The 24,444-nt window shown below is 64.9% G+C and carries 23 protein-coding genes; 3 read left to right on the plus strand and 20 right to left on the minus strand.

Annotated features, from left to right (window positions below; genetic code table 11):
• Positions 1-125 precede the first annotated feature (125 nt).
• Complete coding sequence (locus WBR68_RS18045; protein WP_230694901.1) at positions 126-1,280, plus strand: M20 aminoacylase family protein; 1,155 nt, start codon at positions 126-128, stop codon at positions 1,278-1,280.
• A 95-nt stretch (positions 1,281-1,375) separates the two neighbouring features.
• A complete protein-coding gene (locus WBR68_RS18050) occupies positions 1,376-2,764 on the plus strand; it encodes an MFS transporter (RefSeq protein WP_230694902.1) in 1,389 nt (462 codons plus the stop codon).
• Here the strand turns inward: WBR68_RS18050 and WBR68_RS18055 are convergent.
• The 12 genes from WBR68_RS18055 to WBR68_RS18110 all read right to left on the minus strand — a co-directional run bounded on the left by WBR68_RS18055 (position 2,690) and on the right by WBR68_RS18110 (position 17,640).
• Positions 2,690-4,000 carry an MFS transporter gene (locus WBR68_RS18055; protein ID WP_230694903.1) on the minus strand — a complete coding sequence of 437 codons (1,311 nt, stop codon included), beginning with the start codon at positions 3,998-4,000 and terminating at the stop codon, positions 2,690-2,692. The two genes, WBR68_RS18050 and WBR68_RS18055, sit on opposite strands and share 75 nt — an antisense overlap.
• A gap of 64 nt (positions 4,001-4,064) precedes the next feature.
• Positions 4,065-4,637 (minus strand): CDP-diacylglycerol--glycerol-3-phosphate 3-phosphatidyltransferase, encoded by a 573-nt coding sequence (pgsA, locus tag WBR68_RS18060; protein ID WP_006225674.1) that lies wholly within the window; start codon positions 4,635-4,637, stop codon positions 4,065-4,067.
• 80 nt (positions 4,638-4,717) lie between these two features.
• Positions 4,718-6,547, minus strand: a complete 1,830-nt coding sequence (gene uvrC, locus WBR68_RS18065; protein WP_230694904.1) for an excinuclease ABC subunit UvrC — start codon at positions 6,545-6,547, stop codon at positions 4,718-4,720.
• A complete protein-coding gene (gene nagZ / locus WBR68_RS18070; protein WP_050448448.1) occupies positions 6,510-7,568 on the minus strand; it encodes a beta-N-acetylhexosaminidase in 1,059 nt (352 codons plus the stop codon). The genes uvrC and nagZ overlap by 38 nt, the downstream gene beginning before the upstream one ends.
• A 14-nt stretch (positions 7,569-7,582) precedes the next feature.
• Positions 7,583-8,065 carry a holo-ACP synthase gene (gene acpS / locus WBR68_RS18075; RefSeq protein WP_255696129.1) on the minus strand — a complete coding sequence of 161 codons (483 nt, stop codon included), beginning with the start codon at positions 8,063-8,065 and terminating at the stop codon, positions 7,583-7,585.
• Positions 8,066-8,135: 70 nt separating this feature from the next.
• On the minus strand, positions 8,136-8,876 hold the full coding sequence (locus tag WBR68_RS18080; protein WP_050448450.1) for a pyridoxine 5'-phosphate synthase: 741 nt from the start codon (positions 8,874-8,876) through the stop codon (positions 8,136-8,138).
• Complete coding sequence (locus tag WBR68_RS18085; RefSeq protein WP_050448451.1) at positions 8,873-10,390, minus strand: efflux transporter outer membrane subunit; 1,518 nt, start codon at positions 10,388-10,390, stop codon at positions 8,873-8,875. The genes WBR68_RS18080 and WBR68_RS18085 overlap by 4 nt, the downstream gene beginning before the upstream one ends.
• Entirely contained in the window at positions 10,387-13,617 is a 3,231-nt protein-coding gene (locus WBR68_RS18090; RefSeq protein ID WP_050448452.1) for an efflux RND transporter permease subunit, read from the minus strand. Before WBR68_RS18090 ends, WBR68_RS18085 begins: the two co-directional genes overlap by 4 nt.
• A gap of 65 nt (positions 13,618-13,682) precedes the next feature.
• Positions 13,683-14,969 (minus strand): efflux RND transporter periplasmic adaptor subunit, encoded by a 1,287-nt coding sequence (locus tag WBR68_RS18095; protein WP_050448453.1) that lies wholly within the window; start codon positions 14,967-14,969, stop codon positions 13,683-13,685.
• 305 nt (positions 14,970-15,274) lie between these two features.
• A complete protein-coding gene (locus tag WBR68_RS18100; protein WP_050448454.1) occupies positions 15,275-15,676 on the minus strand; it encodes a helix-turn-helix domain-containing protein in 402 nt (133 codons plus the stop codon).
• Between the two features lie 159 nt (positions 15,677-15,835).
• On the minus strand, positions 15,836-17,029 hold the full coding sequence (locus WBR68_RS18105; protein ID WP_050448455.1) for a patatin-like phospholipase family protein: 1,194 nt from the start codon (positions 17,027-17,029) through the stop codon (positions 15,836-15,838).
• 14 nt (positions 17,030-17,043) lie between these two features.
• The gene (locus WBR68_RS18110) at positions 17,044-17,640 is read right to left on the minus strand and encodes a DUF4136 domain-containing protein (protein WP_050448502.1); all 597 of its coding nucleotides are present in this window, start codon (positions 17,638-17,640) and stop codon (positions 17,044-17,046) included.
• A gap of 175 nt (positions 17,641-17,815) precedes the next feature.
• On the opposite strand from WBR68_RS18110, the gene WBR68_RS18115 reads away from it, so the two are divergent.
• Positions 17,816-18,610, plus strand: coding sequence for a TOBE domain-containing protein (locus WBR68_RS18115; protein ID WP_050448503.1), 795 nt, complete (start codon positions 17,816-17,818; stop codon positions 18,608-18,610).
• A 27-nt stretch (positions 18,611-18,637) separates the two neighbouring features.
• On the opposite strand, the gene WBR68_RS18120 is transcribed toward WBR68_RS18115, so the two are convergent.
• The 8 genes from WBR68_RS18120 to WBR68_RS18155 all read right to left on the minus strand — a co-directional run bounded on the left by WBR68_RS18120 (position 18,638) and on the right by WBR68_RS18155 (position 24,361).
• Positions 18,638-19,324 (minus strand): ATP-binding cassette domain-containing protein, encoded by a 687-nt coding sequence (locus tag WBR68_RS18120; protein WP_127185113.1) that lies wholly within the window; start codon positions 19,322-19,324, stop codon positions 18,638-18,640.
• Positions 19,321-20,007: a molybdate ABC transporter permease subunit gene (gene modB, locus WBR68_RS18125; protein ID WP_127185114.1), complete on the minus strand. Its 687-nt coding sequence runs from the start codon at positions 20,005-20,007 to the stop codon at positions 19,321-19,323. Before modB ends, WBR68_RS18120 begins: the two co-directional genes overlap by 4 nt.
• Positions 20,008-20,031: 24 nt before the next feature.
• Positions 20,032-20,790 carry a molybdate ABC transporter substrate-binding protein gene (gene modA / locus WBR68_RS18130; protein ID WP_230694905.1) on the minus strand — a complete coding sequence of 253 codons (759 nt, stop codon included), beginning with the start codon at positions 20,788-20,790 and terminating at the stop codon, positions 20,032-20,034.
• Between the two features lie 114 nt (positions 20,791-20,904).
• Positions 20,905-21,255 carry an adenosylmethionine decarboxylase gene (gene speD, locus WBR68_RS18135; RefSeq protein ID WP_230694906.1) on the minus strand — a complete coding sequence of 117 codons (351 nt, stop codon included), beginning with the start codon at positions 21,253-21,255 and terminating at the stop codon, positions 20,905-20,907.
• Entirely contained in the window at positions 21,252-21,425 is a 174-nt protein-coding gene (locus WBR68_RS18140) for a hypothetical protein (protein WP_164741274.1), read from the minus strand. Before WBR68_RS18140 ends, speD begins: the two co-directional genes overlap by 4 nt.
• A gap of 4 nt (positions 21,426-21,429) precedes the next feature.
• Positions 21,430-22,899: a DUF4178 domain-containing protein gene (locus WBR68_RS18145; protein WP_230694907.1), complete on the minus strand. Its 1,470-nt coding sequence runs from the start codon at positions 22,897-22,899 to the stop codon at positions 21,430-21,432.
• A 6-nt stretch (positions 22,900-22,905) separates the two neighbouring features.
• A complete protein-coding gene (locus WBR68_RS18150) occupies positions 22,906-23,931 on the minus strand; it encodes an SPFH domain-containing protein (protein ID WP_050448461.1) in 1,026 nt (341 codons plus the stop codon).
• 43 nt (positions 23,932-23,974) lie between these two features.
• The gene (locus WBR68_RS18155) at positions 23,975-24,361 is read right to left on the minus strand and encodes a DUF350 domain-containing protein (protein ID WP_127186405.1); all 387 of its coding nucleotides are present in this window, start codon (positions 24,359-24,361) and stop codon (positions 23,975-23,977) included.
• Positions 24,362-24,444 lie beyond the last annotated feature (83 nt).

Consider the following 24,444-nt stretch of genomic DNA (forward strand, 5'->3'; position numbering starts at 1 on the left):
TAACAATTAGTTGCACACGCACTGCCCGCTATCGATTTCGTTTATGGTTCGCACGGCATCAGGCGGGCCGCCCGGCTCGCCGCCACATCCGAACCTTAGACATTCACTCCCCCAAGGAGGCGGCAATGCAAGTGCGAGATTGGTTTGTCGAGCGTCAACCCGAGTTCGCGCAATGGAGGCAAGACCTTCACGCGCACCCGGAGCTGAGTTTCCAGGAACACCGCACCGCTGACCTGGTGGCGTCCAAGCTGCGGCAATGGGGCCTGGACGTGCATGGCGGCATCGGCGGCACGGGGGTGGTGGCCGTGTTGCAGGGCGAGCGCCCGGGCAAGCGCCGCATCGGCTTGCGGGCCGACATGGACGCGCTGCCCATGCAGGAAAAAACCACGCTGCCCTACCGCTCTACCCATGAAGGCACTTTCCATGGCTGCGGACACGACGGGCACACGGCCACGCTGCTGGCCGTGGCGCAGCACCTGTCGCAAAACCGGGACTTTGCCGGCACGCTGAACTTCATCTTCCAGCCCGCCGAGGAAACCCTGGCCGGCGGCGTCGCCATGATTCAGGACGGGCTGTTCACCCGCTTTCCCTGCGACGAAATCTACGGTCTGCACAACAACCCCATGCTGGGCAAGGGGCGCGTGGCGGTGCGTGAAGGCGCGTTGCTGGCCGCCTGTGACGGTTTCGTCATTCGCGTGCATGGCGTGGGCTGCCACGGCGGCATGCCGCAGCAGGGCAATGACCCGGTCGTCATCGCCAGCCAGTTGGTCGGCATGCTGCAAACCGTGGTCAGCCGCTCCCTGGACCCGTTGGTGGCGGGCGTGGTCAGTGTGGGCATGATGAACGGCGGCACCGCGCCCAACGTCATCCCCGACATGATCGAACTGCGCGGCACCGTGCGCACCATGAGCATCCCCGCACGAGAAACGGCGCTGCGCCGGGTGCGCGAAATATGCGAGGGGCTGGGGGTGGCCAATGCCACCCGCATCGACCTTGAATTCGGCATGGGCTGCCCGCCCACCATCAATGCGCCCGGCCCGGCGGCCACCGTCGCGGCCGCTGCGGCGCGCGTGGTCGGAGCCGACCTGGTTGATGACCGCATCACGCCGCTGATGGCCTCGGAAGATTTCTCCTATCTGCTGCAGGAATGCCCGGGCGCCTACTTCTTCGTCGGCCAGGACGGCCACTTCTGCCATCACCCTGAATACGACTTCGACGACGACATCCTGCCCACCGGGGCAGCCGTCTTCGTCGAGATCGTGCGCGACCGCCTGGGCTGATCCTTCCCTTTTCTTGCTGTCGAGTCCTCGGGCCGCGTTGCCAGGCAACGCGCCCGTGTCCCCTTGCGCCTCTACGGCGTTCGCAGGAGTCCAAGATGACGTCTTCGTCTTCCCCCGCTTATCAAGTGTCGGCCGCCATGCGGCGCCGCGTGGTCATTGCCTCGGTACTGGGCAATGCCTTCGAATGGTTCGATTTCGCCATCTACGGCATGTTCGCCGCCGTGATTTCGCGCCTGTACTTTCCCACCGGCGACAGCGCGACGTCGCTGCTGCTGGGGCTGGCCACCTTTGGCGTGGCCTTCGCGGTGCGCCCCATCGGCGGCCTGGTGCTGGGCATGTACGCCGACCGCCACGGGCGCCGTCGCGCGTTGTCGCTGATGATTCTGATGATGGCGGGCGGCACCGCCCTGATCGGCCTGCTGCCCACCTATGCGTCCATCGGCGTGGCGGCCAGCGTGTTAATGCTGGTGGCGCGGCTGATCCAGGGGTTTTCGGTGGGCGGCGAATACGCCAGCGCAAGCGCCATGCTGGTGGAATTCGCCCCCACGGGGCGGCGCGGCCTGTACGGCAGCTTTCAGATGTGCTCGCAGTCGCTGGCGTTTTCAGCCGGGGCGGGCGTGGTGTATCTGCTGTCGTCGAATTTATCGACGGCTGACCTGGAAAGCTGGGGTTGGCGCGTGCCGTTCCTGTTCGGCATCCTGATCGGACCCATCGGCTATTACCTGCGCACGCAGGTAGATGAAACGCCCGAATTCCGCCGCTTTCAGGACCAGCTCGTCAAACCCGAACGCACCACGCTGCGCACGCTGTTTTCGCGTTATCCGCGCGAACTGATCGGGTCGTTCTGCATTGTGGTGACGGGCACGGCGTCCAACTACGTCATGCTGCTGTACCTGCCCATTTTCGCCGTCACGGAATTGGGGCTGACGATGGGCGACGCGCAACTGAGCAGCGCCTTGGCCGCCGTGCTGCTGCTGGTGCTGTGCCCCTTGTCGGGCGCGCTGTCGGACCGCCTGACGCGCCGCGCCCTCATGCTGCCGGCCACGTTCGCCTTTGGCGTAGTCACGTGGTTCATGATGGCGCGCGTGCTGCAGGCGCCGTCTTTCGCCACCCTGCTGCAGGCGCAGTTGCTGGCGGCGGCCTGCATGGGTTTCATGTGGGGGCCCACCCCCGCGTTGATGACCGAGATCCTGCCCGTGAATCTGCGTTCCACGGGGGTGTCGCTGTCGTACAACCTGGCGGTGATGCTGTTTGGCGGCTTGGCGCCCTTCATCAACACCGCGCTGATCCAGCAAACCGGCAACCTGATGGTGCCGGCCTATTACGTGGCGCTATGCGTGCTGATCGGTTTGATTGGGCTGATGCTGTTGGGGCCGGGCAAGCCGGGAGGAGACCGCACCCAGGAGCCGTCAGGACCGGGCGACCGCTCCCCCCGCCAGCACGGGATCGGCACGCCGCGCCTGCACGGCGATCCACTGCGCTAGCAACGCCGCCGCCGCGAACGCCACGCCCGCGCCCACCCAGGGCCCCTGTCGGAATCCTGCGTCCAGCAGCAGGCCGAACGCCAGCGGGCCCACGGCCGAGCCCACGTCCATGCCCGAATACACCAGGCCATAGACAGAACCGGTGGACCCCTTGGGCGTGACGCGTCGGATCAGCATGTCGCGCGAGGGCGCGGCCACGCCCGAGCAGAAGCCGGCCAGGCCCACCACCGGCGCGGCCAGCGCGGCGGGCACCAGGCCCAGGGCCAGCACCACCAACGTCAGGCCGGCCAATAGCAGCGCCACCATGACGGTGCGCTCGGTGCGCGGGTTGGCCGACACCAGGAAGCCGCCCGCCGCCATGCCCACTGCCGACGCCACCATATAGCCCGACAAGGCCGAGCTGGCCACCACTTCAGACAGACCGTACAGTTGGTCCAACAGCGGAATCGTGTAGTTCTGCACCGACGACAGTGCAATCGACGTGCACGCAAAGAACAGGAACGCGCCCCACAAGGCTGGCTTGGACCACAGCGTTGCCAGGGTGGTCAGCACGCCCTCTTGCGGCTTGGGCGCGGCCTTGGACGCTGCTGTGGCGGCCGGGGTTTCATCCGTGGCGTCAGCGTCCAGCGGCAAGGGCCCGCCAAGCAGCTTGCCGCCCAACACCGTCAACACCAGCACCACCGCCACCAGCCCCGCGGCGCTGTATGCGGCCACGCGCCAGTCGGCCAGCAAGATGATGGTGGTCATGAATATCGGCGTCAACGCCCAGCCCAGGTTGCCGGTCAGCCCGTGCGCCGAAAACGCATGCCCCAGGCGGGACGGCGTAATGCGGTGGTTGATGATGGAATAGTCGGCCGGATGGAACACCGAATTGCCGATGCCCCCGACGATGGCGGCCGCCATCAGCATCGTGTAGCCGTTGGCCGAGCCGATCAACACACCCGACAACACAAAGCACGCCAGCCCGAACCACAGCACCGGTCGCGCGCCGATGCGATCCACGACGAAACCCGAAGATGCCTGGCCGATGCCCGACACCACGTAGAACGTGGCGACCAGCGCCCCCACGCGCGCGAAGTCCAGGCCGAATGCCGTGGCCAGGGACACGTTGAGCAGGGGTAGCACCAGTTGGAAAAAGTGCGATGCAGCATGCGCCACACCGATCAGCAGGATGGTTTTCCAGTCGCGCCGACGAACTTCGGCGTCCGAGGGCAAGGCTTGCGCGGCGGTGTTCATTGCAAAAGGCCGCGAAAGCGGCAGGTGGCGCACGCAAGCAATGCGGTGCGCGGGTTGTCTCCGGCTACAGCGCTTTTTCGCGAATGGCGGGCCAGGCGCGCTGCAGGTAATACAGCATCGACCAGACCGTCAGCACCGCGGCAACGATGATCAGCACGTCGCCCAGCAGCTTGGTGCTGATGCCGTAGACGGGCTGGTTGTACAGCAGGCAGGGAATCGCCACCATCTGCGCGGCGGTCTTGAACTTGCCCAGGCGGTGCACGGCGACACTGGCGCTGGCGCCGATCTTGGCCATCCATTCGCGCAAGGCGGAAATGGTGATCTCACGGCCAATGATGATCAGCGAGATAAAGGCGTCGACGCGGCTCAGGTCCAGCAGCACGATCAGTGCGGCGCAGACCATCAGCTTGTCGGCAACAGGATCCAGGAAGGCGCCAAAGGCCGAGGTCTGGTTCCAGCGGCGGGCCAGCCAGCCGTCGAACCAGTCGGTCAGCGCCGCGATGATGAACGCCCACGCCGCGAAGGTGTCGCGCGTGGGAACCGACATCCAGCTCTCGGGCAGGTAGAACAGCCCGACCACCAGCGGAATCATGGCGATGCGCAGCCACGTCAGGATAATGGGTACGTTAATTGGCATAGTGTTCGTATGCTACATCAGCCGGATGACGCTGGCTGTATCGGTGCGGCATGGCGGCCGCGCCCTGGCCGGCTTTGGGGCTAGCCACGCAGCGCCTCGTAGATGCGTTCGGCCAGGTCCTGGGAAATGCCGTCCACCGATGCCAGGTCTTCGATGCTGGCGGACGCCACCCCCGAAAACCCGCCGAATCGGGCCAACAGGCGCTGACGGCGGCGGGCGCCCACCCCTTCAATTTCTTCCAGCCGCGACACATTGCGTGTCTTGGCGCGGCGCGCCCGCATGCCGGTGATGGCAAAACGGTGCGCCTCGTCGCGCACCTGGGCAATCAGCATCAGCGCGGCGGACTCCCCGCCCAACGCCACGGGCGGCCGTTCATCGGCGAACACCAGGGTTTCCAGGCCGACCTTGCGCCCTTCTCCCTTGGCCACGCCCACCAGCGTCTGGATGTCCAGCCCCAATTCCGCAAAGACCTTGCGCGCGACTTCGACCTGGCCCTTGCCGCCGTCGATCAGCACCAGGCCGGGCATCTGGGCATCGCCGTCCGCCACCTTGGCGAAACGGCGCGTCAACACCTGACGCATGGCGGCGTAATCGTCACCCGGGGTGATGCCGGCTATGTTGTAACGGCGGTACAGCGAGGGCTGCATGTCGTGGTGTTCAAACACCACGCACGATGCTTGCGTGGCTTCGCCGGCCGTGTGGCTGATGTCGAAGCATTCGATGCGCAGCGCATCCAGCGCGGCTTCATCGGTGTCCAGGTCCAGCGCCTCGGCCAGCGCCAGCGTGCGGCCGGCGCGGGCCCCGGATTCGGTCAGCGCGCGGGCCAGCGCCATCTCGGCGTTCTTGCCCGCCTGTTCCAGCCACGACCGGCGCGCGCCCTGCGGACGGGTCAGCAGGCGTGACGGACGCCCACCCGCCTGTTCGACCAGCAGGTTGATCAGTTCCGGGTCGGGCAAGGCATGCGAACAGACCAGCACGGGCGGCATCGCGTTGTCGGTGTAGTGCTGGGCGATGAAGGCCTCAAGCACCTGCGGCGCGGCCTCGCCTTCGGCATGCGTCGGAAAGAAGGGTTTGTCGCCCAGATGGCGGCCACCGCGCACCATCGCCAGGTTGACGCAGACCTTGCCGCCCGCCACGGCCACCGCAATGATGTCGGTGTCTTCGCCGCTGGTGTTTTCCATGGTCTGCTGATGCAGCACTCGCGCCAGCGAACCCATCTGATCGCGCAGCGCGGCGGCTTCCTCAAAACGCAACTCACCTGCCGCCTGCTGCATGCGCGCTTCGATTTCGCCCATGACATCGCGGGCTTCGCCATTCAGGAAGCGCACCGCGCGCTGCACGTCGCGCTCGTATTCCTGGGCCTCGATGGCGCCCACGCACGGCGCCGAGCAGCGCCCGATCTGATGCAGCAGACAGGGGCGCGAGCGGTTGGCGAAGACGGTGTCTTCACAGGTGCGCAGGCGGAAGACTTTTTGCAGGATCTGGATCGTTTCGCGTACTGCCCAGGCGTTGGGGAACGGGCCGAAGTACTGGCCGCGCTTGTTGGTGGCGCCACGGTAGTAGGCAATGCGCGGCCATTCGTGGCCGGTGATCAGCAGATAGGGGTAGGACTTATCGTCGCGAAACAGGATGTTGTAGCGCGGCTTCAGGCTCTTGATGAGGTTATTTTCCAGGATCAGCGCTTCGGCTTCCGAGCGCGTCACGGTGACCTCCAGCCGTGCCACTTTCGACACCATCTGGGCAATGCGCGGGCTGGCCAGGTTCTTCTGGAAATACGACGAGACGCGCTTCTTCAGGTCGCGCGCCTTGCCGACATACATGACTTCGCCTGCTGCATCCAGGTGCCGGTAGACACCTGGAAGATGCGGCAGGTCAGACAGGAACGATTTGAGATTGAAGTCGTCGGGCATTCTGGTAACGGTGTTCGGCCTGCAAGGTATCCCAGTCGGGCGCATCGAAACGCGGCATCAGGCGGCGGATGCGTTCAACCGATTCGGGCGCGTGGTCGAACTTCAGGCGCGACAGCAAATCGTCGGCCAGGTCCGGCCGGTTGCACACCAGCACCATGTCGCAACCTGCGTTCAACGCCGCCTTGGCACGCGCCAGGATATCACCCGCCACCGACGCACCTTCCATCGTCAGGTCGTCGGAAAACACCACGCCGTCATAGCCCAGGCGCTTGCGCAAGATGTCTTGCACCCACTTCTTGGAAAAGCCGGCCGGGTGCTTGTCCACCTTCGGGTAGATCACATGCGCGGGCATCACCGACGGCAGCACGGCGTCGCCCAGCCAGGCGTAGGGCGCGGCGTCGTCGTTCAGGATGTCGTCCAGCTTGCGCGGGTCGACAGGAATTTCGTGGTGCGAATCCGCACCCACGTAACCGTGGCCCGGAAAGTGCTTGCCGCAGGCCGACATGCCGGCCAGCGCCAGGCCCTGGATCAGGGCGCGCGACAGCATCGTGACCACGCGCGGGTCCGAATGGAAGGCGCGGTTGCCAATCACCTGGCTGGCGCCGTAGTCCAGGTCCAGCACCGGCGTGAAGCTCATGTCCACGCCGCAGGCGCGCAGTTCGGCGGCCAGCACGTAGCCGGCCTCGGTGGCCAGGCGCATGGCCTGCAAGGGGTCGCGGTCCCACAGGGTGCCCAGGTCGCGCATGGCGGGCAAGGCGGTGAAACCGTCTTCGCGGAAGCGCTGCACGCGGCCGCCCTCGTGGTCCACCAGGATCAGCAGCGGCTCCTTGCGGGCCTTGTGGATCTGGCGAGTCAGCTTGGTCAGCTGTTTGCGATTTTCAAAATTGCGGGCGAAAAGAATCACGCCGCCCACCAAGGGGTGGCGCAGACGGGTCTTCTCTTCTTTGGTCAGCGAGGTTCCCGCCACGTCGACCATCACGGGGCCGGGGGGCAGGACTACCTTGGATTTTTTCTTGGCCATGAGGCGGTCCTAATTCAGGGCTTGCGTTCGACCACCACGTAGGCGGCGGCCATATCGGATTCGTCGGTGATGGACACATGCGCCGCACCGAAACGTTGACCATACCAGTCCAGCAGCTCCGGCGCGATGACCAGCACCGGGCGCCCGCCCGGCGCGTTCAGCGTCTGCACGCGCCGCCACGTCATGGGCATGCGCATGCCCAGGCCGATGGCCTTGGAAAAAGCTTCCTTGGCGGCAAAGCGGGTCGCCAGGAAGCGCACGCCGCGCACCGGGTCTCGGGCGCGGCGCGCATGGAATTTTTGCAGTTCTTCGGTGCCCAGGATCTTTTCCGCGAACCGGTCGCCGTGCCGCGCAAGCGCACGTTCAACGCGGTCGATGCGCAGCAAGTCCATGCCGATGCCGGCGATGGCGCCGGCCGGGGCTGGCGCTGCCGCGCTTGGAGTTGCGGAGGGACCCGCGCCGGGAGTTGCGCCGGGAACCTTGGAGGAGTCAGACATAAACGTCACCCAAAAACAGCGGCACGGAAGCTGCGGCAAGCGACAGTGACATCCGTCATCCGGCCAGCGGTCACAAACCGCGCAGCGCTTGCAGGCGTGCCTGCACCATCACCGCTTTCATGTCGCGGACCGCTTTTTCCCAGCCGTCAAACACCGCTTGCGCCACGATGGCGTGGCCGATGTTCAGTTCAGAGATGCCGTCAATGGCGGCCACCGGGGCCACGTTGCCCAAGTGCAGGCCATGGCCGGCGTTCACGCGCAAGCCATGGCGCAGCCCTTCGGTCACGGCCAGGCGGATGCGTTGCAGTTCGGCTTTGGCCGCGTCGCCCTGGGCTTCCGCGTAGGCGCCGGTATGCAGTTCGATGACCGTGGCGCCGGTCTTGGCCGCCGCGGCAATCTGCACGGGGTCCGGGTCGATGAACAGGGACACGCGTATGCCCGCTTCAACCAGCAGGCCCACGGCGTCGGTAACGGAATCCAAGGCGCCCGCCACTTCCAGGCCGCCTTCGGTGGTGAGCTCGGTGCGCTTTTCGGGCACGAGGCAAACGTCGTGGGGTTTGACGGCGCAGGCAATTTCCAGCATTTCGGCCGTGATCGCGCATTCCAGGTTCATGCGCGTGCGCAGTTGCGGACGAATCGCGTAGACGTCCGCGTCCTGGATATGACGTCGGTCTTCACGCAGATGCAGCGTGATGAGGTCGGCGCCGGCATCCTCCGCGCGCAGCGCGGCGGCCACCGGGTCCGGGTACGCCGTATGGCGTTGTTGCCGCAAGGTGGCAACGTGATCGATATTTACACCAAGTTCTATCATTGCGTGGTCGTCGACACTTTGGTCGGTTCTTTCGTGGTTTCTTCCCAGCCGCCGCCCAAGGCCTTGTAGAGCTCCACGCGGTTGATCAGCGCGGCCAAACCGGTCTGCACCAGCGACAACTGGGCATTGAAGAAGTCTACCTGCGCGGTCTGCACCTGCAAGAAGCTGTCGATGCCATTGGTATAGCGCAGGTTCGACAGTTCCAGCGTGCGCGACGACGATTCCTGCAAGGCGCGTTGCGCATCCAGTTGCGCGCCGTAGGTAGCTTCGCCCGCCAGCGCGTCGGACACTTCCCGGAACGCCTGCTGGATGGTCTGCTCGTATTGCGCCACGGCGATGTTGTCGCGCGCCTTGGCCAGGTTCAAGCCTTCACGGATCGAACCGCCGGCGAACAGCGGCGTCGTGATCGACGGCGAAAAACTCCAGTAGCCCTGGCCGCCCTTGAACAGGTCACCCAGGGACGGGCTGGCCACGCCCAACAGCCCGGTCAGGGAAATGGTGGGGAAGAACGCCGCGCGGGCCGCGCCGATGTTGGCGTTGGCCGAGCGCAACTGGTTTTCCGCCGCCAGAATGTCGGGGCGCCGTTCAAGCAGGTCGGACGGCAGGCCCGACGGCACGGTGGCCAGCAATTGGTCGCGGCCAAACGTGGCGGGCGGCGGCAGGTCTTCGGGCAACGGGGCGCCCACCAGCAGCACCAGCGCGTTCAGCGCCTGGGCGCGGGCCCGGGCCAATTGCGCCAGGTCGGATGACGCCGTGTCCAGCAACGTCTTGGACTGGTTCAGATCCAGTTCGGACGCCACGCCGCCGTCGAAACGGCGCTTGACCAGGTCATAGGATTCCTGGCGCGACGCCAGCGTGCGTTGGGTCAGGTCCAGTTGGACTTCGGCCGCGCGGAAGTTGAAGTACGCCTGCGCGACGGAACCGACCAGCGTGATCTGCACGGTCTTTTGCGCCTGCTCGGTCGACAGGTACTGTTGGTACGCCGCTTCCGACAGGTTGCGCAGTCGGCCGAACAAATCGATTTCGAACGTCGTCAGGCCAATGCCGGCCTGGTACGAGCTGGAAATCGAGCTGGAATCCGGCCCGCCCGCGCGCATGTTGGCCGGCAGATGCTGGCGCTGGCCCTGGATGCCGGCGCCAATGCTGGGCCACTGCTCACCACGCTGAACGCCATACTGGGCGCGCGCTTCTTCCACGCGCTGCACCGCCACGCGCAGGTCGCGGTTGTTGACGAGCGACAGCGCAATCAGGCTTTGCAGGCGCGGGTCGCGGAAGAATTCGCGCCAGCCCAAATCGGCGGCGGGTATGCCCGCTTCGGGCACGACCGCCGACGCCGGCTGCGAGCCCAGCGACGTGGGCTTGTTGTAGCCGCCGTACTGCACCTTGGGCTGGTCGGGCCAAGTGCCCGTGATCGGTGCGTCGGGACGCTTGTAGTCGGGCGCCAGCGAGCAGCCGGCCAACGCCACCGCCACGAAGGCGGACAGGGCGGATTGCTTGATCATCAGGGCTTTCATGCCTTGCCCTCCGGGCCACCATTGGGTTGTACGGGGGTGTATCCCGCTTCTGCGTCGGGCTGGTCGCCGGCCGCCTTCTTGGCCGCCTGCTCTTCTTCCCAGGCCTTCAGTTCGGCGCCCAGCAGGCGCGGGCGGGTCTTGAACAGGCCCAGCACCACCACGAAGAAGGTCGGCACGAAGATCACGGCGAACGGCGTGGCGGCGAGCATGCCGCCCAACACGCCCAGGCCCACCGCGCGCTGGCTGGCGGCGCCGGCGCCCGTGGCCATGGCCAGCGGCACCACGCCCAGGATGAACGCCAGCGACGTCATCAGGATTGGCCGGAACCGCAACCTGGCCGCTTCCACCGCGGACTCGTACAGCCCCATGCCGCGGGCGTACTGATCCTTGGCGAACTCCACGATAAGAATGGCGTTCTTGGCCGCCAGGCCAATCACGGTCACCATGCCCACCTGGAAGTACACGTCGTTGGACATGCCCAGCGCGCTGACCAGCGCCACGGCGCCCAGCATGCCCAGCGGCACCACCAGCATGACCGACAGCGGAATGGCCCAGCTTTCATACAGCGCGGCCAACACCAGGAACACGATCAGCAGCGACAGGCCCATCAGGATGGGCGCCTGGTTGCCGGCTTGCCGTTCCTGGTAGGACAGGCCCGTCCATTCGTAGCCGAAGCCCTGCGGCAACTGCGCCACCAGGTTCTGCATTTCTTCCATGGCCTGGCCCGTGGTGTAGCCCGCGGCGGCAGCGCCGCCGATACGCATGGACTCGTAGCTGTTGTAGCGAACCACCTGCACCGGGCCCTGGACCCACTCGGCCGACACGAAGGTCGACAAGGGCACCATGCCGCCTTGGGCGTTACGCGCGTTCAGCTTCAAGACGTCGGACAACTGCATGCGATACGGCGCATCCGCCTGCACCCAGATGTTCTGCATCCGGCCCATGTTGGGGAACTTGCTCAGGTAGGCCGAGCCCACCGCCGTCGAGATCAGCGAGGCCGCTTCATTGAAATCCACGCCCAAGGCGGCGGCCTTGTCGCGGTCAATGTTCAGCGTCAGCTGCGTGCCGGCCGCCAGGCCAGTGATACGCACCTGCGACAGCACCGGGCTCTTCATGGCCATGCCCATGAGTTGGCCCGTCGCGGCGGCAAGCGCCTCGGAACCGGCCGCGCCCCGGTCTTGCAGGCGCAAGTCGAAACCGGTGGCGTTACCCAGCGACGAAATGGCCGGCGGCACCAAGGTGAACACCTGCGCATCGTGAATGCCCATCAACTGCTTCTGGAAGGCATTGAAGGCGATGGCGCCCGCGGAATCCTGCTTTTCCTTGCGGTCCTTGAAGTCTTTCAAGGTGGTGAACGCGATGGCGGCGTTCAGGCCGTTACCGTTGAAGCTGAAGCCCTGCACGGCGATGATGTTCTCAACGGCCGGCACGTTGCGGAAATATTCCTCAACCTGTTCGATCACTTCAACCGTGCGGTTGGCGCTGGCGCCCGTGGGCAGTTCGATGTTGCTGATGACGTAGCCCTGGTCTTCCTCGGGCAGGAACGACGACGGCAGGCGCAGGTACAGCCAGCCCAGCAGCAACACCAGCACCAGGAAGGCCAGCATCATGCGGCCGCCCTTGTGCAGAATGCGCGACACCCAGTTCTGGTAACCGTGGGTGGTGGCGTCGAACTTGCGGTTGAACCAGCCGAAAAAGCCTTTCTTCTCGTTGTGGTGCCCCTTGGGAATCGGCTTCAGGATGGTGGCGCACAAGGCCGGCGTGAAGGTCAGCGCCAACAGGGCCGAGAAGAAGATCGACACGGCCATGGCCACCGAGAACTGGCGGTAGATCACGCCCACGGACCCGCTCATGAAGGCCAGCGGCAGGAACACGGTGACCAGCACCAGCGTGATACCGATAATGGCGCCGCTGATCTGCGGCATGGCTTTCTTGGTGGCCTCTTTGGGCGGCAAGCCTTCGGTGGCCATGATGCGCTCAACGTTTTCGACCACCACGATGGCGTCGTCCACCAGAATCCCGATGGCGAGCACCATCGCGAACATGGTCAATACGTTGATCGAGAACCCCAGCCCCAGCATCACCGCGAACGACCCCAGCATGGCCACCGGAACGACCAGCGCGGGAATCAGCGTGTAGCGTACGTTCTGCAGGAACAGGTACATCACCAGGAACACCAGCACCATGGCTTCGGCCAGGGTGTGGAGCACCTGCTCGATCGACACCTTCACGTAGGGCGCGGTGTCGTAGGGAATGGCGTACTGGATGTTGCCGGGGAAGAACTTGGACAGTTCTTCCATCTGCTGGCGCACGCCCTGGGCGGTGGCCAGCGCGTTGGCGTCCGGCGACAGCACGATGGCGAACGCCGCCGTGGGCTTGCCGTTCAGGCGGGCGCCGAACTGGTAGTTGTCGGCGCCGACTTCAATGCGGGCCACGTCGCGCAGCAGCACCTTGGAGCCATCGGTGTTGGCGCGCAGCACGATCTTGCCGAAGCCGTCCACGGTGCTCAACTGACCGTTGGCGGTAACGGTAGCGGTGATGCGTTGCGATTCTGGGTTGGGCGGCGCGCCGATGCTGCCGCCCGAGATCAGCACGTTCTGCGCGGAAATCGCCTGGTTGACCTCGTTCATGCTCAGGTTGAAGCCCACCAGCTTGGCGGGGTCTACCCAGACACGCATGGCGCGCGGCGCCGCGAACAACTGGAACTGGCCCACGCCGGCCACCCGCGAAACCGGGTTCTGCACGTTGCGCGTGATGTAGTCGGCCAGCGCCGTCTGGTCCAGCGAGCCATCCGCGGACGACAGCGTCACGATCATCAGGAAGCCGGTACTGGTCTGCTCGTATTGCAGGCCCTGCTGCTGCACGGCCGTGGGCAACTGCGCAATCACGTTCGACACGCGGTTCTGCACGTCAACCTGCGCCAGGTCAGGGTTGGTGCCCGGCGCGAAGGTGGCGGTGATGGTGGCCGTGCCGTAGGAATCGCTGACCGACTCGTAGTAGATCAGGCCCTTGGCGCCGTTGAGCTTGTCTTCGATGATGCTGGTGACCGATTCCGCCACTTCCTTGGCCGATGCGCCCGGGTAGGTGGCGGTAATCGTGATGGCCGGCGGGGCCACGTCTGGATACTGCGCCACCGGCATGTTCGGGATGGCCAACACCCCGGCCAGCAGAATGAACAGGGCGACTACCCAGGCGAAAATTGGTCGATCAATAAAAAATTGCGGCATGTGGGCTGACTCTGAAAGCGATGCTCACCAAAGGGGAACGCGGCGCTTGTGACGCCGCGTGCCGCTTACGATTTCTGGCCTGCGGCCTTGTCCTGCTGAGCGGGCTCGGCAGGTTTGGACGGCGCGGCGGGCTGGCCACCCGGTTGGGGGTCGGGTTTCGCGGCGGGCTGTGCGCCGGGTTGTGCCCCAGGCTGTGCGCCCGGTTGGGCCGCGCCGTTCTTGGTCCATTGGCTGACCTGCACGGGCGCGCCCGGACGGATCTTCTGGAAGCCTTCAACCACGACCACGTCGCCCGCCTTCAGGCCGCTGGTGATCAACCAATTGGTGCCCAGCGCGCCGCCAGTGGTCACGGGCAACTGTTGAATCTTGTTGTCCTTGACCAGCATCAGGCTTTGCGAACCATCGGCGGTGCGTTGCAGCGCCTGCTGCGGCACCATCAGCGCCTTGTCGTCCACGCCCTGCTCCAGACGCACCCGCACATACATGCCGGGCAGCAAGATGCCGTCGGGGTTGGGCACTTCGGCGCGCAGGTTCACCTGGCCCGTGGACGGATCCACGGTAATGCCCGTGAACAGCAGCTTGCCGGGGTGGTCGTATTCCGTGCCGTCTTCCAGCACGACCGTGGCGCGGGCGGTGTCCTTGCCCACCTGCTGCAGCTTGCCGCTGGCGAACGCGCGGCGCAGCGCGGCCAGTTCCGCGGTGGACTGGGTGAAGTCCACGTAGATCGGGTCCAGCTGCTGCACGGTGGCCATCTGCGTGGCCGAGGTGGATTCCACCAGCGCGCCTTCAGTGACAAGCGGCTTGCCGATGCGGCCCGTGATGGGCGAGGTGACGTCGGTATAGCCCAGGTTGATGGCGGCGTTGTCTTGCGCGGCCTTCGCGGCGGCGACGGTGGCGTCGGCCTGCCGGAACGAGGCCACGGCGTTGTCGTATTCCTGCTTGCTGACCGCGTTGGCCTTCACCAACGGGGCGTAGCGGTCGGCCAGGAGCTTGGCGCTGAACAAGTTCGCTTGCGCCTGCTTCAGTTGCGCCGTGGCCTGATCGTACGCGGCCTTGTACGGCGCCGGGTCGATCTTGAACAGCAGTTGGTTTTCCTTGACGTCGCCACCTTGCTCAAAGGTGATCTTCTGCACGATGCCGGTCACGCGAGCGCGGATTTGCGCATCGCGCACGGCATCCACGCGTCCAGGCAGCTCAGAGACGATGGGCGCGCGCTCAGGCTGAACGGTAATGACGCTGACCTGAGGCATGCCCGGGTTCATCTGCGGCTCTTCTCCGCATCCCGCCAACATCAGCGCGAGGATGCCACCGGAAACAGCCAGACCTGAAACACGTTTAGGCAAAAACCGCATTGAAACCCCCGCGTAAGCGTAATGAACCGCTTCAGTTAATCGCATCAATCCGCATCGATCTGAATCGATCCGCATCTTCGTCAAATGCATCAATATCAATCGCATCAATTGACCTGATCAGGCTATCGAATCATCAAGCGCGCGCGCTTGAACCATGACGGCCAAACGCGATCACGCGTGATCAAACCAAGCCTTTACGTCAGGCACGATACGTAAACAGCCCAATAATGTAACTCAGTTACTAGGGAAATTACGGTTTTTCAGCTGTTCACAGGATGCATGGGGGAGACAATCCGGTTACAGGCTCACAGATTGGAAAGCTCTCTGAGATTGCCCAGGAACACATAGCCCACGCCGTGGACAGTATGCAGCGGCAAGCGAATGCCTGTCTGCAAAACTTTGCCGCGCAGTCGGCAGATCGCCACATTCAGGGTGCGCAGGTTGGTGCTTGCGCGCAACGTCATCAGTTCTTCACGCAACAGTTCACGGTTTGGGTTACGCAGCAGGCAGATGAAGCAAGCGCGTTCGATTTCGGTCAGGTCGATACGCACGCCGCTGGGCGCCAAGAGCGTCCAGCCCCGGTATAGCAGGCTCCACCAGCCATCAAGACGGTCGTTCGCCAACGGCAGGGGCGCGGCGGTCTGGGGCAAGGCGGAGGCGTCTGGCGACCGGGATGTCAGGCGGTTAAAAACGTCGAGCGCGTTCATGGCGAGTCTCCACCAGGACGGCCTGCGCCAACAGTGGCGGCGGCCCAGTCCCGGAACAAGGTTGCGGTTTGTCCTTGAAGACTACCGGCCTTGCGGCCTTGTGACGCGGGTTTGACGAGCTATGGGCCCGAATATCAGACCAGTCCTACGAAACCCTGGTTAATTGCGCATGCCGTTGCGATGGATGTCGTGCGTGACGAAGCAGCTGTCCTGCGTCGGGCGGGCCAAAATGCCGGGCTTGGCCAGCGTCTTGCGGATGTCGGACAAGCCCGATTCCCAGTGTTCACGCATGGCCTCGGTGCCGAACTCATAGTCCTTGGAATAGCGTTCCCGATGCTTGGCTTCGTAGATCAGGTTGATGATGTTGGTGGCTGGCGTATGCGACAGCATGCGGATATCGGCCAGCTCGGGCGCGTCGCGCTCGGCCTCGGGCAGGCGCTCAAGCAGGCGCTGCAAGCCGTGGCGCAGCTTCAGCACGCGGCGCAACTGGTCGGTGACCAGGCGCGTGCGACTCGAATACTGGATGTCTTTCTGGCGTTCGGCCACTTCTTCCAAGGTGGTGGGCAGGCCGCCGCGCGCGGGCCAGAGATCAACCTGGAAGGCCAGCGTGTCGCGCATGTTCTCGGTGGTCAGCACTTGCGCCAGCGGCGTGTTGGACACCACGCCGCCATCCCAATAGTGTTCGCCACCGATCTCAACGGAAGGAAAGCCCGGCGGCAAGGCGCCGGACGCCATCACGTGTTCGGGTCCCAGTGTGTCTTTCAGGCTGTCGAAATACGCGAAGTTGCCCGAGCGTACATTCACCACGCCGAAGCTGGCGCGTATGACGCCGCTGTTGAGCAGGTCAAAATCCACAAACTGGCGCAGCGTCGCGGCAAGCGGCGTGGTGTCGTAGAAACTGGTGGAGGCCGCGCCCCGCCCTTTCACCATGTAAGGCGGCGGAAAGCGCGGCTTGAAGAAACCCGGCTGCCCCGAAAACAAGGCCTGGAACGCGGACAGCTGGCCGTTCATGGTCGGCGAACCAAAGCCGAACGGAATGCCTTCGAACATGCCCGCCAGCGTATCGCCCCAAGGCACCGACGCGAAGCCCGAGGGGCGGCAGATGCTTTCCCAGAAACCACGCAAGCGATCAACGCGCTCATCCTCGCGGGACCCCGCGATGATGGCCGCATTGATCGACCCAATCGAAATGCCCGACACCCAGTTTGGCCGGATGCCGGCCTCGTGCAAGCCCTGGTAGACCCCTGCCTGATAGGACCCCAGCGCGCCTCCGCCTTGCAGCACAAGGGCAACGGTATCGTAGGACGGCGTATTGCCGGTGTCTTGGGACGGAGCCTTGCGGGGAGTGGTCATGCGGCTACCTCGGGTCAGGGTTTGCTTTTGTCCGGCAGTTGCGGCGCGGCCACGCCGGCGCGGAACGGATACTTGGCGAAGATCTGCGCCACGGCCTTGTCCACGTTCTGCGGCGTGTTGGCGCTATCGGGGTTCTGCACTTCGCCCACGGCCACGCCTTCCCACACCAGTTGCTTGCGGCGCGCGTCGACCAGGTCGATGTTCAAGGTGCCCTCGGTGTATTGGTAGACGTCGTCGCCCCAGCCGTAGCCGGGCCAGCCGCCGTAAAAGCCCGAGCGGTAGCCGTAGTACGGCCCCATGGGCGGCGCGGCGGGCGTGACCTGCGTTTTCTGCTGGAGCTTGGCGCCGAAGTTCACCAGCAGGTCGGGGTTGGATGCGTTGTAGGTATAGCCGCGCATTTCCATCTGGCCGCGCGTGGCGTCCTTCAGACGCTCGGTCAGCAAGGTGCTGTAGCCGGCCTTGTCGGTGCCCAGGGGATTCATGAAGCCGAAGGTCTGGTACTGCGCAAAATCGGCTTGGTGGTCGTAATCGCCTTTGATCGTGGGCCCCGAGGCGCACGCTGCAAGCAAGGCCGTCATGGAACCCGCCGTCAACCATTTCACCGCTTTCATCGCTTTCATGGGGATGTCTCCAAGAGCACTGGGCCACGACATAGTGCCGCGAAGCCCGCAAAGTTTCAACAGAATCTCATTCGCATCCCGTGCCTGCACCCGCCGATGACGCCTGGGCGTACCCTGCCCGTCCATTACACTCGGGGCTGGCTTTTTGACCCTGACACTGACCACCATGTTGGAACTCGACGGCTCGATCTGGTTCCGTTCCGGCGCCCAGACCTGGGGCGGAAAAAATCGCATAGACCTGCTGGCGCAGATCGACGCCACCGGCTCCATCACGGCCGCCGCGCGCGCCGTGGGCATGAGCTACAAGGGGGCATGGGACGCCATCGACGCCATGAACAACCTGGCCGGCGAACCGCTGGTGCTGCGGGCGGCGGGCGGCAAGGGCGGCGGCGGCACGCAGCTGACCGACCGCGCGCGTGGCCTGATCGTGACCTTCCGAGCGCTGGAATCCGAGCACCGGAAATTCATGGAAAACCTGGTGCGCGCGGGGCTGGACGCCAGCGGCGACATCGATCTGATGAGGCGCTTCATGCTGAAAACCAGCGCACGCAATAAATTCCTGGGCACCGTGACCGAGATCCGCACCGGCGCGGTCAACGATGAAATCCAGCTTCGCATCGCGGGCGGGCACCTCGTCACCGCCACCATCACGCGCGACAGCACGGCCGAACTGGGCCTGGCGCCCGGCAAAGAAGCCATTGCACTGGTCAAGGCGTCGGCCGTCATCATCGGCGCGCCGGGGCCGGGCTTGCGGCTGTCGGCGCGCAACCAGTTGCTGGGCCACATCAGCGCCATCCGGCCCGGGGCGGTCAACAGCGAGATACTGATCGACATGGAAGGCGGCGCCACGCTTGCGGCCATCGTCACCAACGACAGCGCACAGGAACTGGGGCTGGAAGTGGGCGCGCCGGCCGTGGCCATTTTCAAGGCATCCAGCGTGATCCTGGGCGTGCTGGACTAGGCGCAGGCGCGGGGTCAACGCCTGGAATCAAACTCCCACATCATCGCGGCGGCGGCCGACCTTGCCGTCGCGTACTTCAAAGACCTCGTCGGCCAGGGCGTCCACGTCCGCCGGATCATGCGTGATCAGTAGCATCGGCACGTCCAACTGCCGCTGCAACGTGTTCAATTCCTGGCGCATCCGACCGCGCAGGTGCGAGTCCAGCGCCGAGAACGGCTCGTCCAGCAAGAGGATGTCGGGTTGCAGCATCAAGGCTCGCGCCAGCGCCACGCGCTGCTTCTGGCCGCCGGAAATTTCACCGGGATAGCTGCCCACGATGGCGCCCAGTTCAAAGGCATCGACCCAGCGTTTGGCCTCGGGCCCCACCTCGCGCCGGGGCGGATTGCGCCAGCCCCGGCGCAATCCAAAGGCGATGTTCTGCGCCACCGTCAGATGCGGAAACAGCGCATAGTCCTGAAACAGATACGCCACGCGCCGCGCCTGCGCGGGCAGGCAGATGCCGGCTTGGGAATCGAACAGCACCCGGCCGTTGATCTCGATGCGTCCGGCGTCCGGCCGCAGCAGCCCCGCCACGGCGCGCAAAGTCAGGCTTTTGCCCGCGCCGGAAGGCCCGAACAGGGCGATGCGTTTTGAGGACGAGGTAAACGCCGCGTCCAGCTGAAAGTGCCGGTCGCCCGACACCATGCGTCGGGAGATCTGGATGCTGATGCTCATCGCCCGCCCCCATCGCGCTGCCGGGCGGCCACGGGCAGCAGCTTGCCCGCCACCACCAAGACCAGCACGCAGGTCATCGACGTGACCAGCACCAGCAGGTTGGCGGTGCGGTCGTCGCCCGCCTGCACGGCTTCGTAGATGGCGACCGACAGCGTCTGTGTGCGGCCCGGCAGGCTGCCGGCGATCATCAGCGTGGCGCCGAATTCGCCCAACGCGCGGGCAAAGGCCAGCAACACGCCCGCCACGATGCCACGGGCGGCCAAGGGCAGCGTCACGCGGAAGAACACCCCGGCTTCGCTCACACCCAGCACACGCGCCGCGTTTTCCAACTGGACGTCCACGTTTTCAAACGCGGCGCGCGCTGACTTGAACACCAGCGGAAACGCCACGATGGCGGCGGCGATCACCGCGCCCTGCCACGTAAACACCAGTTCAATGTCCCACTTCGCCAGCGTTTCACCGATGATGCCGCGCCGGCCCAGCAACACCAACAGGTAGTAGCCCAGAACGGTGGGCGGCAAGACCAGCGGCAGGGTCAGAATGGCGTCCAGCACATCGCGGCCCGGCCAGCGCCAACGCGACAGGCCATAGGCCGCGGCGGTGCCGGCCACGGTGGCCAGCAGCGTTGCCCAGCCCGCCACTTTCAGTGACAGCAGCAACGGCACCCAGACCGACTCCGTCATCGATAACCGCCCATCAACCCGGGTTCAAGGATGCAGGAAGCCATAACGCGCCAAGATCTTCTGACCCGCCGGCGACAGCACATAGGCCACGAAACGTTCGGCTTCCGGGGCGGCCGCCTGGCGCGCGGTGACGGCAATCGGGTAGGTCACGGGCGTTTGCGACGGCACGCGCACCGCCACCTTGACCTTGTCGGGCATGATGGCGGCGTCGGTGGCGAACACGAACCCGGCGTCGACCTCGCCGCGCGATACATAGGCCAGGCTTTGGCGCACGTTCTGCGCCAGCACGCCCTTGGCCTGCACGGCGTTCCACAAGCCCGCCGCTTCCAGCGCGCTCTGCGTGTAGCGGCCCACTGGCACCGAGGCCGGGTTGCCATAGGCCACGCGCTTGATGTCATCGCGGGTCAGGTCTTTCAGTGTCGTGATGTTGGCCTTGCTGTCGGCCGGCACGATCAACACGACCTGGTTCGCCGCGAAGTCCACGCGCGATGCCGGCTTCACGGCCTTTTCTTCCACGGCCTTGTCCATCGCCTTCTGGTCGGCCGAGGCATACACATCGGCCGGCGCGCCTTTCAGGATCTGCTGCAGCAAGACGTCCGACGCGCCGAAGTTCAGCACGACCTTGGTGTCGGGATGTTCCTTTTCGTAGGCCTGCGCCACGTCCTTGAAGGCGTTGGTCAGGCTGGACGCGGCGGATACCACCAGGTCGGCCGCCTGGGCGCCAGGCATCCACAGGGCGGAAAGCGCCAGGGCCAGCGCCGGCAGCGCACGTTTGCAAGACATGGTCTTCCTTGGAAATTACGGTTCGGTAGCGAAATATATAGCGGTATATAACGACCGTCAATTTGGCACCTGGGCAGGGTCCGCGCCCGATCAAGGTTTAGGGAAAAAGCGGGTTCAGCCGCGCTCGACGGTCGTGACGCGCAGCGTTTCCGGCGCCAGCGCCGCCTGCAGGCTGGCCAGCGCCAACTCGGGCTGGGCCGCGCCGCACATGAAGATGTCCAAGGCCGCGAAGCGATGTTCGGGCCAGGAATGAATGCTGATATGGGATTCGCTCAGCATGACTACGCCGGTCACCCCGGCACCCTCGCCAAAATGATGGAAATGCGCGCTCAGCACATTGGCGCCCGCGGCCCGCGCCGCCGCGACCAATTGCGCTTCAAGCGCCGTGGCGTCGCGCAGCAGGTCGGCCCGCACCCCGCGAAAATCGGCCAGCACATGGCGGCCGGGCGTGGCGTGCACCGTCACTTGTGCGACCCACCCGACGACCAGCCCGAGCCACCCGACGAGCTGCCCCAACTGCTGCTGCTACTGCTGCGGCTGCCACTGCCGCCGCTCATGCTGACGCCCGGCGAATTGGCGCCCGTGGCCGCCATCACTACCACCAAGGCATAGATGCCATACAGGAACTTGCCCATCGTTCTACTCGTCCTTTCCGGAAAGCTTGTCCGCCAGCTTGGCGGGGAACCACAGGAACGCCAGGCCGATCAAGATCGGCACGAAACGACCGTTCAGGATGTTGCCGAAATTCAGGAACACCATGCCGATCGTGGCGATCCAGGCCCATTTGCTGTATCCACCCTGCTTGCCGCCCAAAGGCAGGGACTTCTGCTTGGCCAGCTCGGGGTTGCCGAACCATTCCGCCAGTTGCGCTGGCGCCACCGGCGCCGATGCCGACCAGCCCAGTTCGGACTCGCTCAGTTCGCGCGTCAGCTTCAGCGTGCCGGCCTTGTAGTCGGTGATCTTGGTGGTGTCGCCCGCCTTGACGCGCCAGTTGAACGCGCCCAGCGGCATCTCTACCCGCGAGGTGTAGTCGTATAGCTTCTGGTACAGCTTTGAGCGCCAGCGCACGCTGGTGGCGTTGTTCTGGCTGGGCCAGGTGTCGCAGACTTGCACGCGCTCCCAGCCTTCGTCGGTTTCCACCAGCCAGATAAAGCCCTTGGCCGGGTTGAACAGCAGGTATTCGATCCAGTCGGACGGCTCTTCGGGGTCAGGGTCGGCGCATTTCATCAAGCCGATCAGCGTGTAGCTGACGCCGCTGATCTTGGCCACCGCGCCCAGCGACAAGGTGGTGCTGATCGACTTGAGTTTGCGCGCCTTCGCGATGACTTCTGCGGTGGGGCCGGAACAATCGACCGCGGCCGCGCAGGACGGGCACACCACATGGGTGGCCATGGCCGCCACGAAACTGATGGGCGCGCCGCAATTGGGGCAGTCCAGCGCCTTGATCTGGCCGCGAAAACGGCCGGCTGTTTCTTCCACCTGCTCGTTGCTGCGCAACGAGGCCGCCTGCATGGCAGACAGGTCGAAGGCCTTGCCGATGTAGAGCTCGGGTTCGGGGCCGTCGGAAAAATCCAGTGTCAGGAAAGCGTCCACACTGCGGAAATCCGCCACCTTGGCTTCCCAGCCATCGCCCGGCACAAAGGGCAGTTCGCCCTGCGCCCCACCGGCCTGCGCGCGGCGCATGTCCGACGCCACGAAACGCTGCCCGTCCAGCTTGAGCTCGTCGCCTGGCGCGATGTCGGCAAAGGCCGGCAGGCCTTGCGTGGACTTGACCTTGCGCCGCCGCGTAAGCGCGTACTGGCCCGAGGCGTCCGACAGCCAGCCGTGGGCGCCGTCTTCAAACCAGACGTACCACTCGTTCCAGAAGCCGTCGTCATAGCGCAGTTGAATGCGGCCGATCACGTCGAAGCGCTTGCCGTCGACGCTGCCCGCCGCGCCCAGGCACAGCGGCGAATAGTCTTCCAGCACGTCGGCCATTTCGCCGATGCGCTTGACCGACTCGGCATCTTTCAACAAGGTGCTGCGGCATGCGCCGCAGACCGCCATGACCGAGGCGGTAGAGGTGAACTTGACCGGGGCGCCGCACTGCGGACACAGAACCTGCTGCATGGGGCCTTAGCTGGTCAGTTTCTTCAGCACTTCCGCCTTGGCCGTGTCGTAATCGGCGGCGGTGATCAGGTCTTTATCCAGCAGGTCTTTCAACTGCTGCAAGCGCGCAACCGGGTCGGGTTGCGATGGCGCCGCGGGTTGCTGGGGTTGCGCCGGTTGCTGGGGTTGAGCTTGCCCCACCCCCAGGCCCGCCGCCATGGTCTGCCCCAACGCCGCGCCCGCCGCCAGGCCCGCACCCACGCCGGCGATACCGCCTTCGTTCTGCGCGGCCAGCGGTATCGCGGTGGCCGTCTGGTATTGGGTGAACTTGCCCAGGTCGCCCGCCATGCCCATGGAAATCCGCGTGTCCAGCGCCTTTTGCAGCTCTTCGGGCAAGGACACATTTTCAACCGTGAAGTTGTCCAGCTTGACGCCATAGCGGTCGAACACGGGCGCCAGTTGCTCGCTGATGCTTTGCGACATCAGGCCCTGGTTGCCCGCGATGTCCAGGAACGGCACCTTGGACCCGCCCAGCGCAGTGGTCATGGCGGCCACCACCATGTTGCGCAATTGCGCTTCCAGGTCATCCACCGTGTACTCGTCGCGCGTGCCGCTGATTTCGCGATAGAACTTGGCCGGGTCCGCAATCTGGTACGAATACACGCCAAACGCGCGCAGCCGCACCATGCCGAATTCGCTGTCGCGCAAGGTCACGGGTTGTGCCGTGCCCCAGCGCCGACCCAGTTGCAGGCGCGTGCTGAAGAAGATCACATCCGACTTGAAGGGCGACTCGAACAGCTTGTCCCAGTTCTTCAGGTAGGTCAGGATCGGCAGCGTCTGCGTGGTCAGCTTGTACATGCCGGGGCCGAACACATCGGCCACCTTGCCTTCGTTCACGAACACCGCCATCTGCGATTCGCGCACGGTCAGGCTGGCGCCGTACTGGATTTCAAAGTCCTGCATCGGATGGCGCCAGGCGAGCACGCCGTCGCGATCCTCGTTCCATTGCAGGATGTCGATGAACTGCTTGCGAATAAAGGAACCGAGACTCATGAATAGCTCTCCCGTGTCAGATCGGATTCGACGGCGCCCCCCCTCAGGTCAGGCAGGCCGCGTTCACGATGCCGGCGGCCAGCGAGATCGAACCGATCAGGCCGCCCATGGCGATGTTGTTTTGTTCGATGGCTTCGTTCATGCCCTGGATGGCCTTGTTGACCACCACATACACAACGATCTGCACCAGCATGGCGGCCAGGCCCCACACCAGGAACATCACGAAGCTGGCATGCACGGCAATGCTTGAGCACAGGGTGAAGCTGAAGCCCACCAGCGCGCCGCCATACGACAGCACGGCGGCGATGTTGCCTTCGCGGATCAGGTCGAATTCCTTGTAGCGGGTCACGGCGGTATAGACCGCCGTGAAGACGCCCAGCATGACAAGCGCCGAGACGATATAGATCAGATAGGTCACCGCCGGATGCATCGCTTCTCCCATTGCCAGCCTCCTAATTGCGCGCAGTATATACGCCGCGTTCGATATACTGCGAACGCATTTTTCGCCCCGGA

This window comes from Achromobacter sp. JD-1, from assembly GCF_038594925.1.
GTDB lineage: Bacteria > Pseudomonadota > Gammaproteobacteria > Burkholderiales > Burkholderiaceae_B > Achromobacter > Achromobacter spanius_C.

Coding starts and splice junctions, on each gene's coding strand:
- WBR68_RS18045 (WP_230694901.1), top strand. CDS start 126: ATGCAAGTGCGAGATTGGTTTGTCGAGCGTCAACCCGAGTTCGCGCAA.
- WBR68_RS18050 (WP_230694902.1), top strand. CDS start 1,376: ATGACGTCTTCGTCTTCCCCCGCTTATCAAGTGTCGGCCGCCATGCGG.
- WBR68_RS18055 (WP_230694903.1), bottom strand. CDS start 4,000: ATGAACACCGCCGCGCAAGCCTTGCCCTCGGACGCCGAAGTTCGTCGG.
- pgsA (WP_006225674.1), bottom strand. CDS start 4,637: ATGCCAATTAACGTACCCATTATCCTGACGTGGCTGCGCATCGCCATG.
- uvrC (WP_230694904.1), bottom strand. CDS start 6,547: ATGCCCGACGACTTCAATCTCAAATCGTTCCTGTCTGACCTGCCGCAT.
- nagZ (WP_050448448.1), bottom strand. CDS start 7,568: ATGGCCAAGAAAAAATCCAAGGTAGTCCTGCCCCCCGGCCCCGTGATG.
- acpS (WP_255696129.1), bottom strand. CDS start 8,065: ATGTCTGACTCCTCCAAGGTTCCCGGCGCAACTCCCGGCGCGGGTCCC.
- WBR68_RS18080 (WP_050448450.1), bottom strand. CDS start 8,876: ATGATAGAACTTGGTGTAAATATCGATCACGTTGCCACCTTGCGGCAA.
- WBR68_RS18085 (WP_050448451.1), bottom strand. CDS start 10,390: ATGAAAGCCCTGATGATCAAGCAATCCGCCCTGTCCGCCTTCGTGGCG.
- WBR68_RS18090 (WP_050448452.1), bottom strand. CDS start 13,617: ATGCCGCAATTTTTTATTGATCGACCAATTTTCGCCTGGGTAGTCGCC.
- WBR68_RS18095 (WP_050448453.1), bottom strand. CDS start 14,969: ATGCGGTTTTTGCCTAAACGTGTTTCAGGTCTGGCTGTTTCCGGTGGC.
- WBR68_RS18100 (WP_050448454.1), bottom strand. CDS start 15,676: ATGAACGCGCTCGACGTTTTTAACCGCCTGACATCCCGGTCGCCAGAC.
- WBR68_RS18105 (WP_050448455.1), bottom strand. CDS start 17,029: ATGACCACTCCCCGCAAGGCTCCGTCCCAAGACACCGGCAATACGCCG.
- WBR68_RS18110 (WP_050448502.1), bottom strand. CDS start 17,640: ATGAAAGCGGTGAAATGGTTGACGGCGGGTTCCATGACGGCCTTGCTT.
- WBR68_RS18115 (WP_050448503.1), top strand. CDS start 17,816: ATGTTGGAACTCGACGGCTCGATCTGGTTCCGTTCCGGCGCCCAGACC.
- WBR68_RS18120 (WP_127185113.1), bottom strand. CDS start 19,324: ATGAGCATCAGCATCCAGATCTCCCGACGCATGGTGTCGGGCGACCGG.
- modB (WP_127185114.1), bottom strand. CDS start 20,007: ATGACGGAGTCGGTCTGGGTGCCGTTGCTGCTGTCACTGAAAGTGGCG.
- modA (WP_230694905.1), bottom strand. CDS start 20,790: ATGTCTTGCAAACGTGCGCTGCCGGCGCTGGCCCTGGCGCTTTCCGCC.
- WBR68_RS18140 (WP_164741274.1), bottom strand. CDS start 21,425: ATGGGCAAGTTCCTGTATGGCATCTATGCCTTGGTGGTAGTGATGGCG.
- WBR68_RS18145 (WP_230694907.1), bottom strand. CDS start 22,899: ATGCAGCAGGTTCTGTGTCCGCAGTGCGGCGCCCCGGTCAAGTTCACC.
- WBR68_RS18150 (WP_050448461.1), bottom strand. CDS start 23,931: ATGAGTCTCGGTTCCTTTATTCGCAAGCAGTTCATCGACATCCTGCAA.
- WBR68_RS18155 (WP_127186405.1), bottom strand. CDS start 24,361: ATGCATCCGGCGGTGACCTATCTGATCTATATCGTCTCGGCGCTTGTC.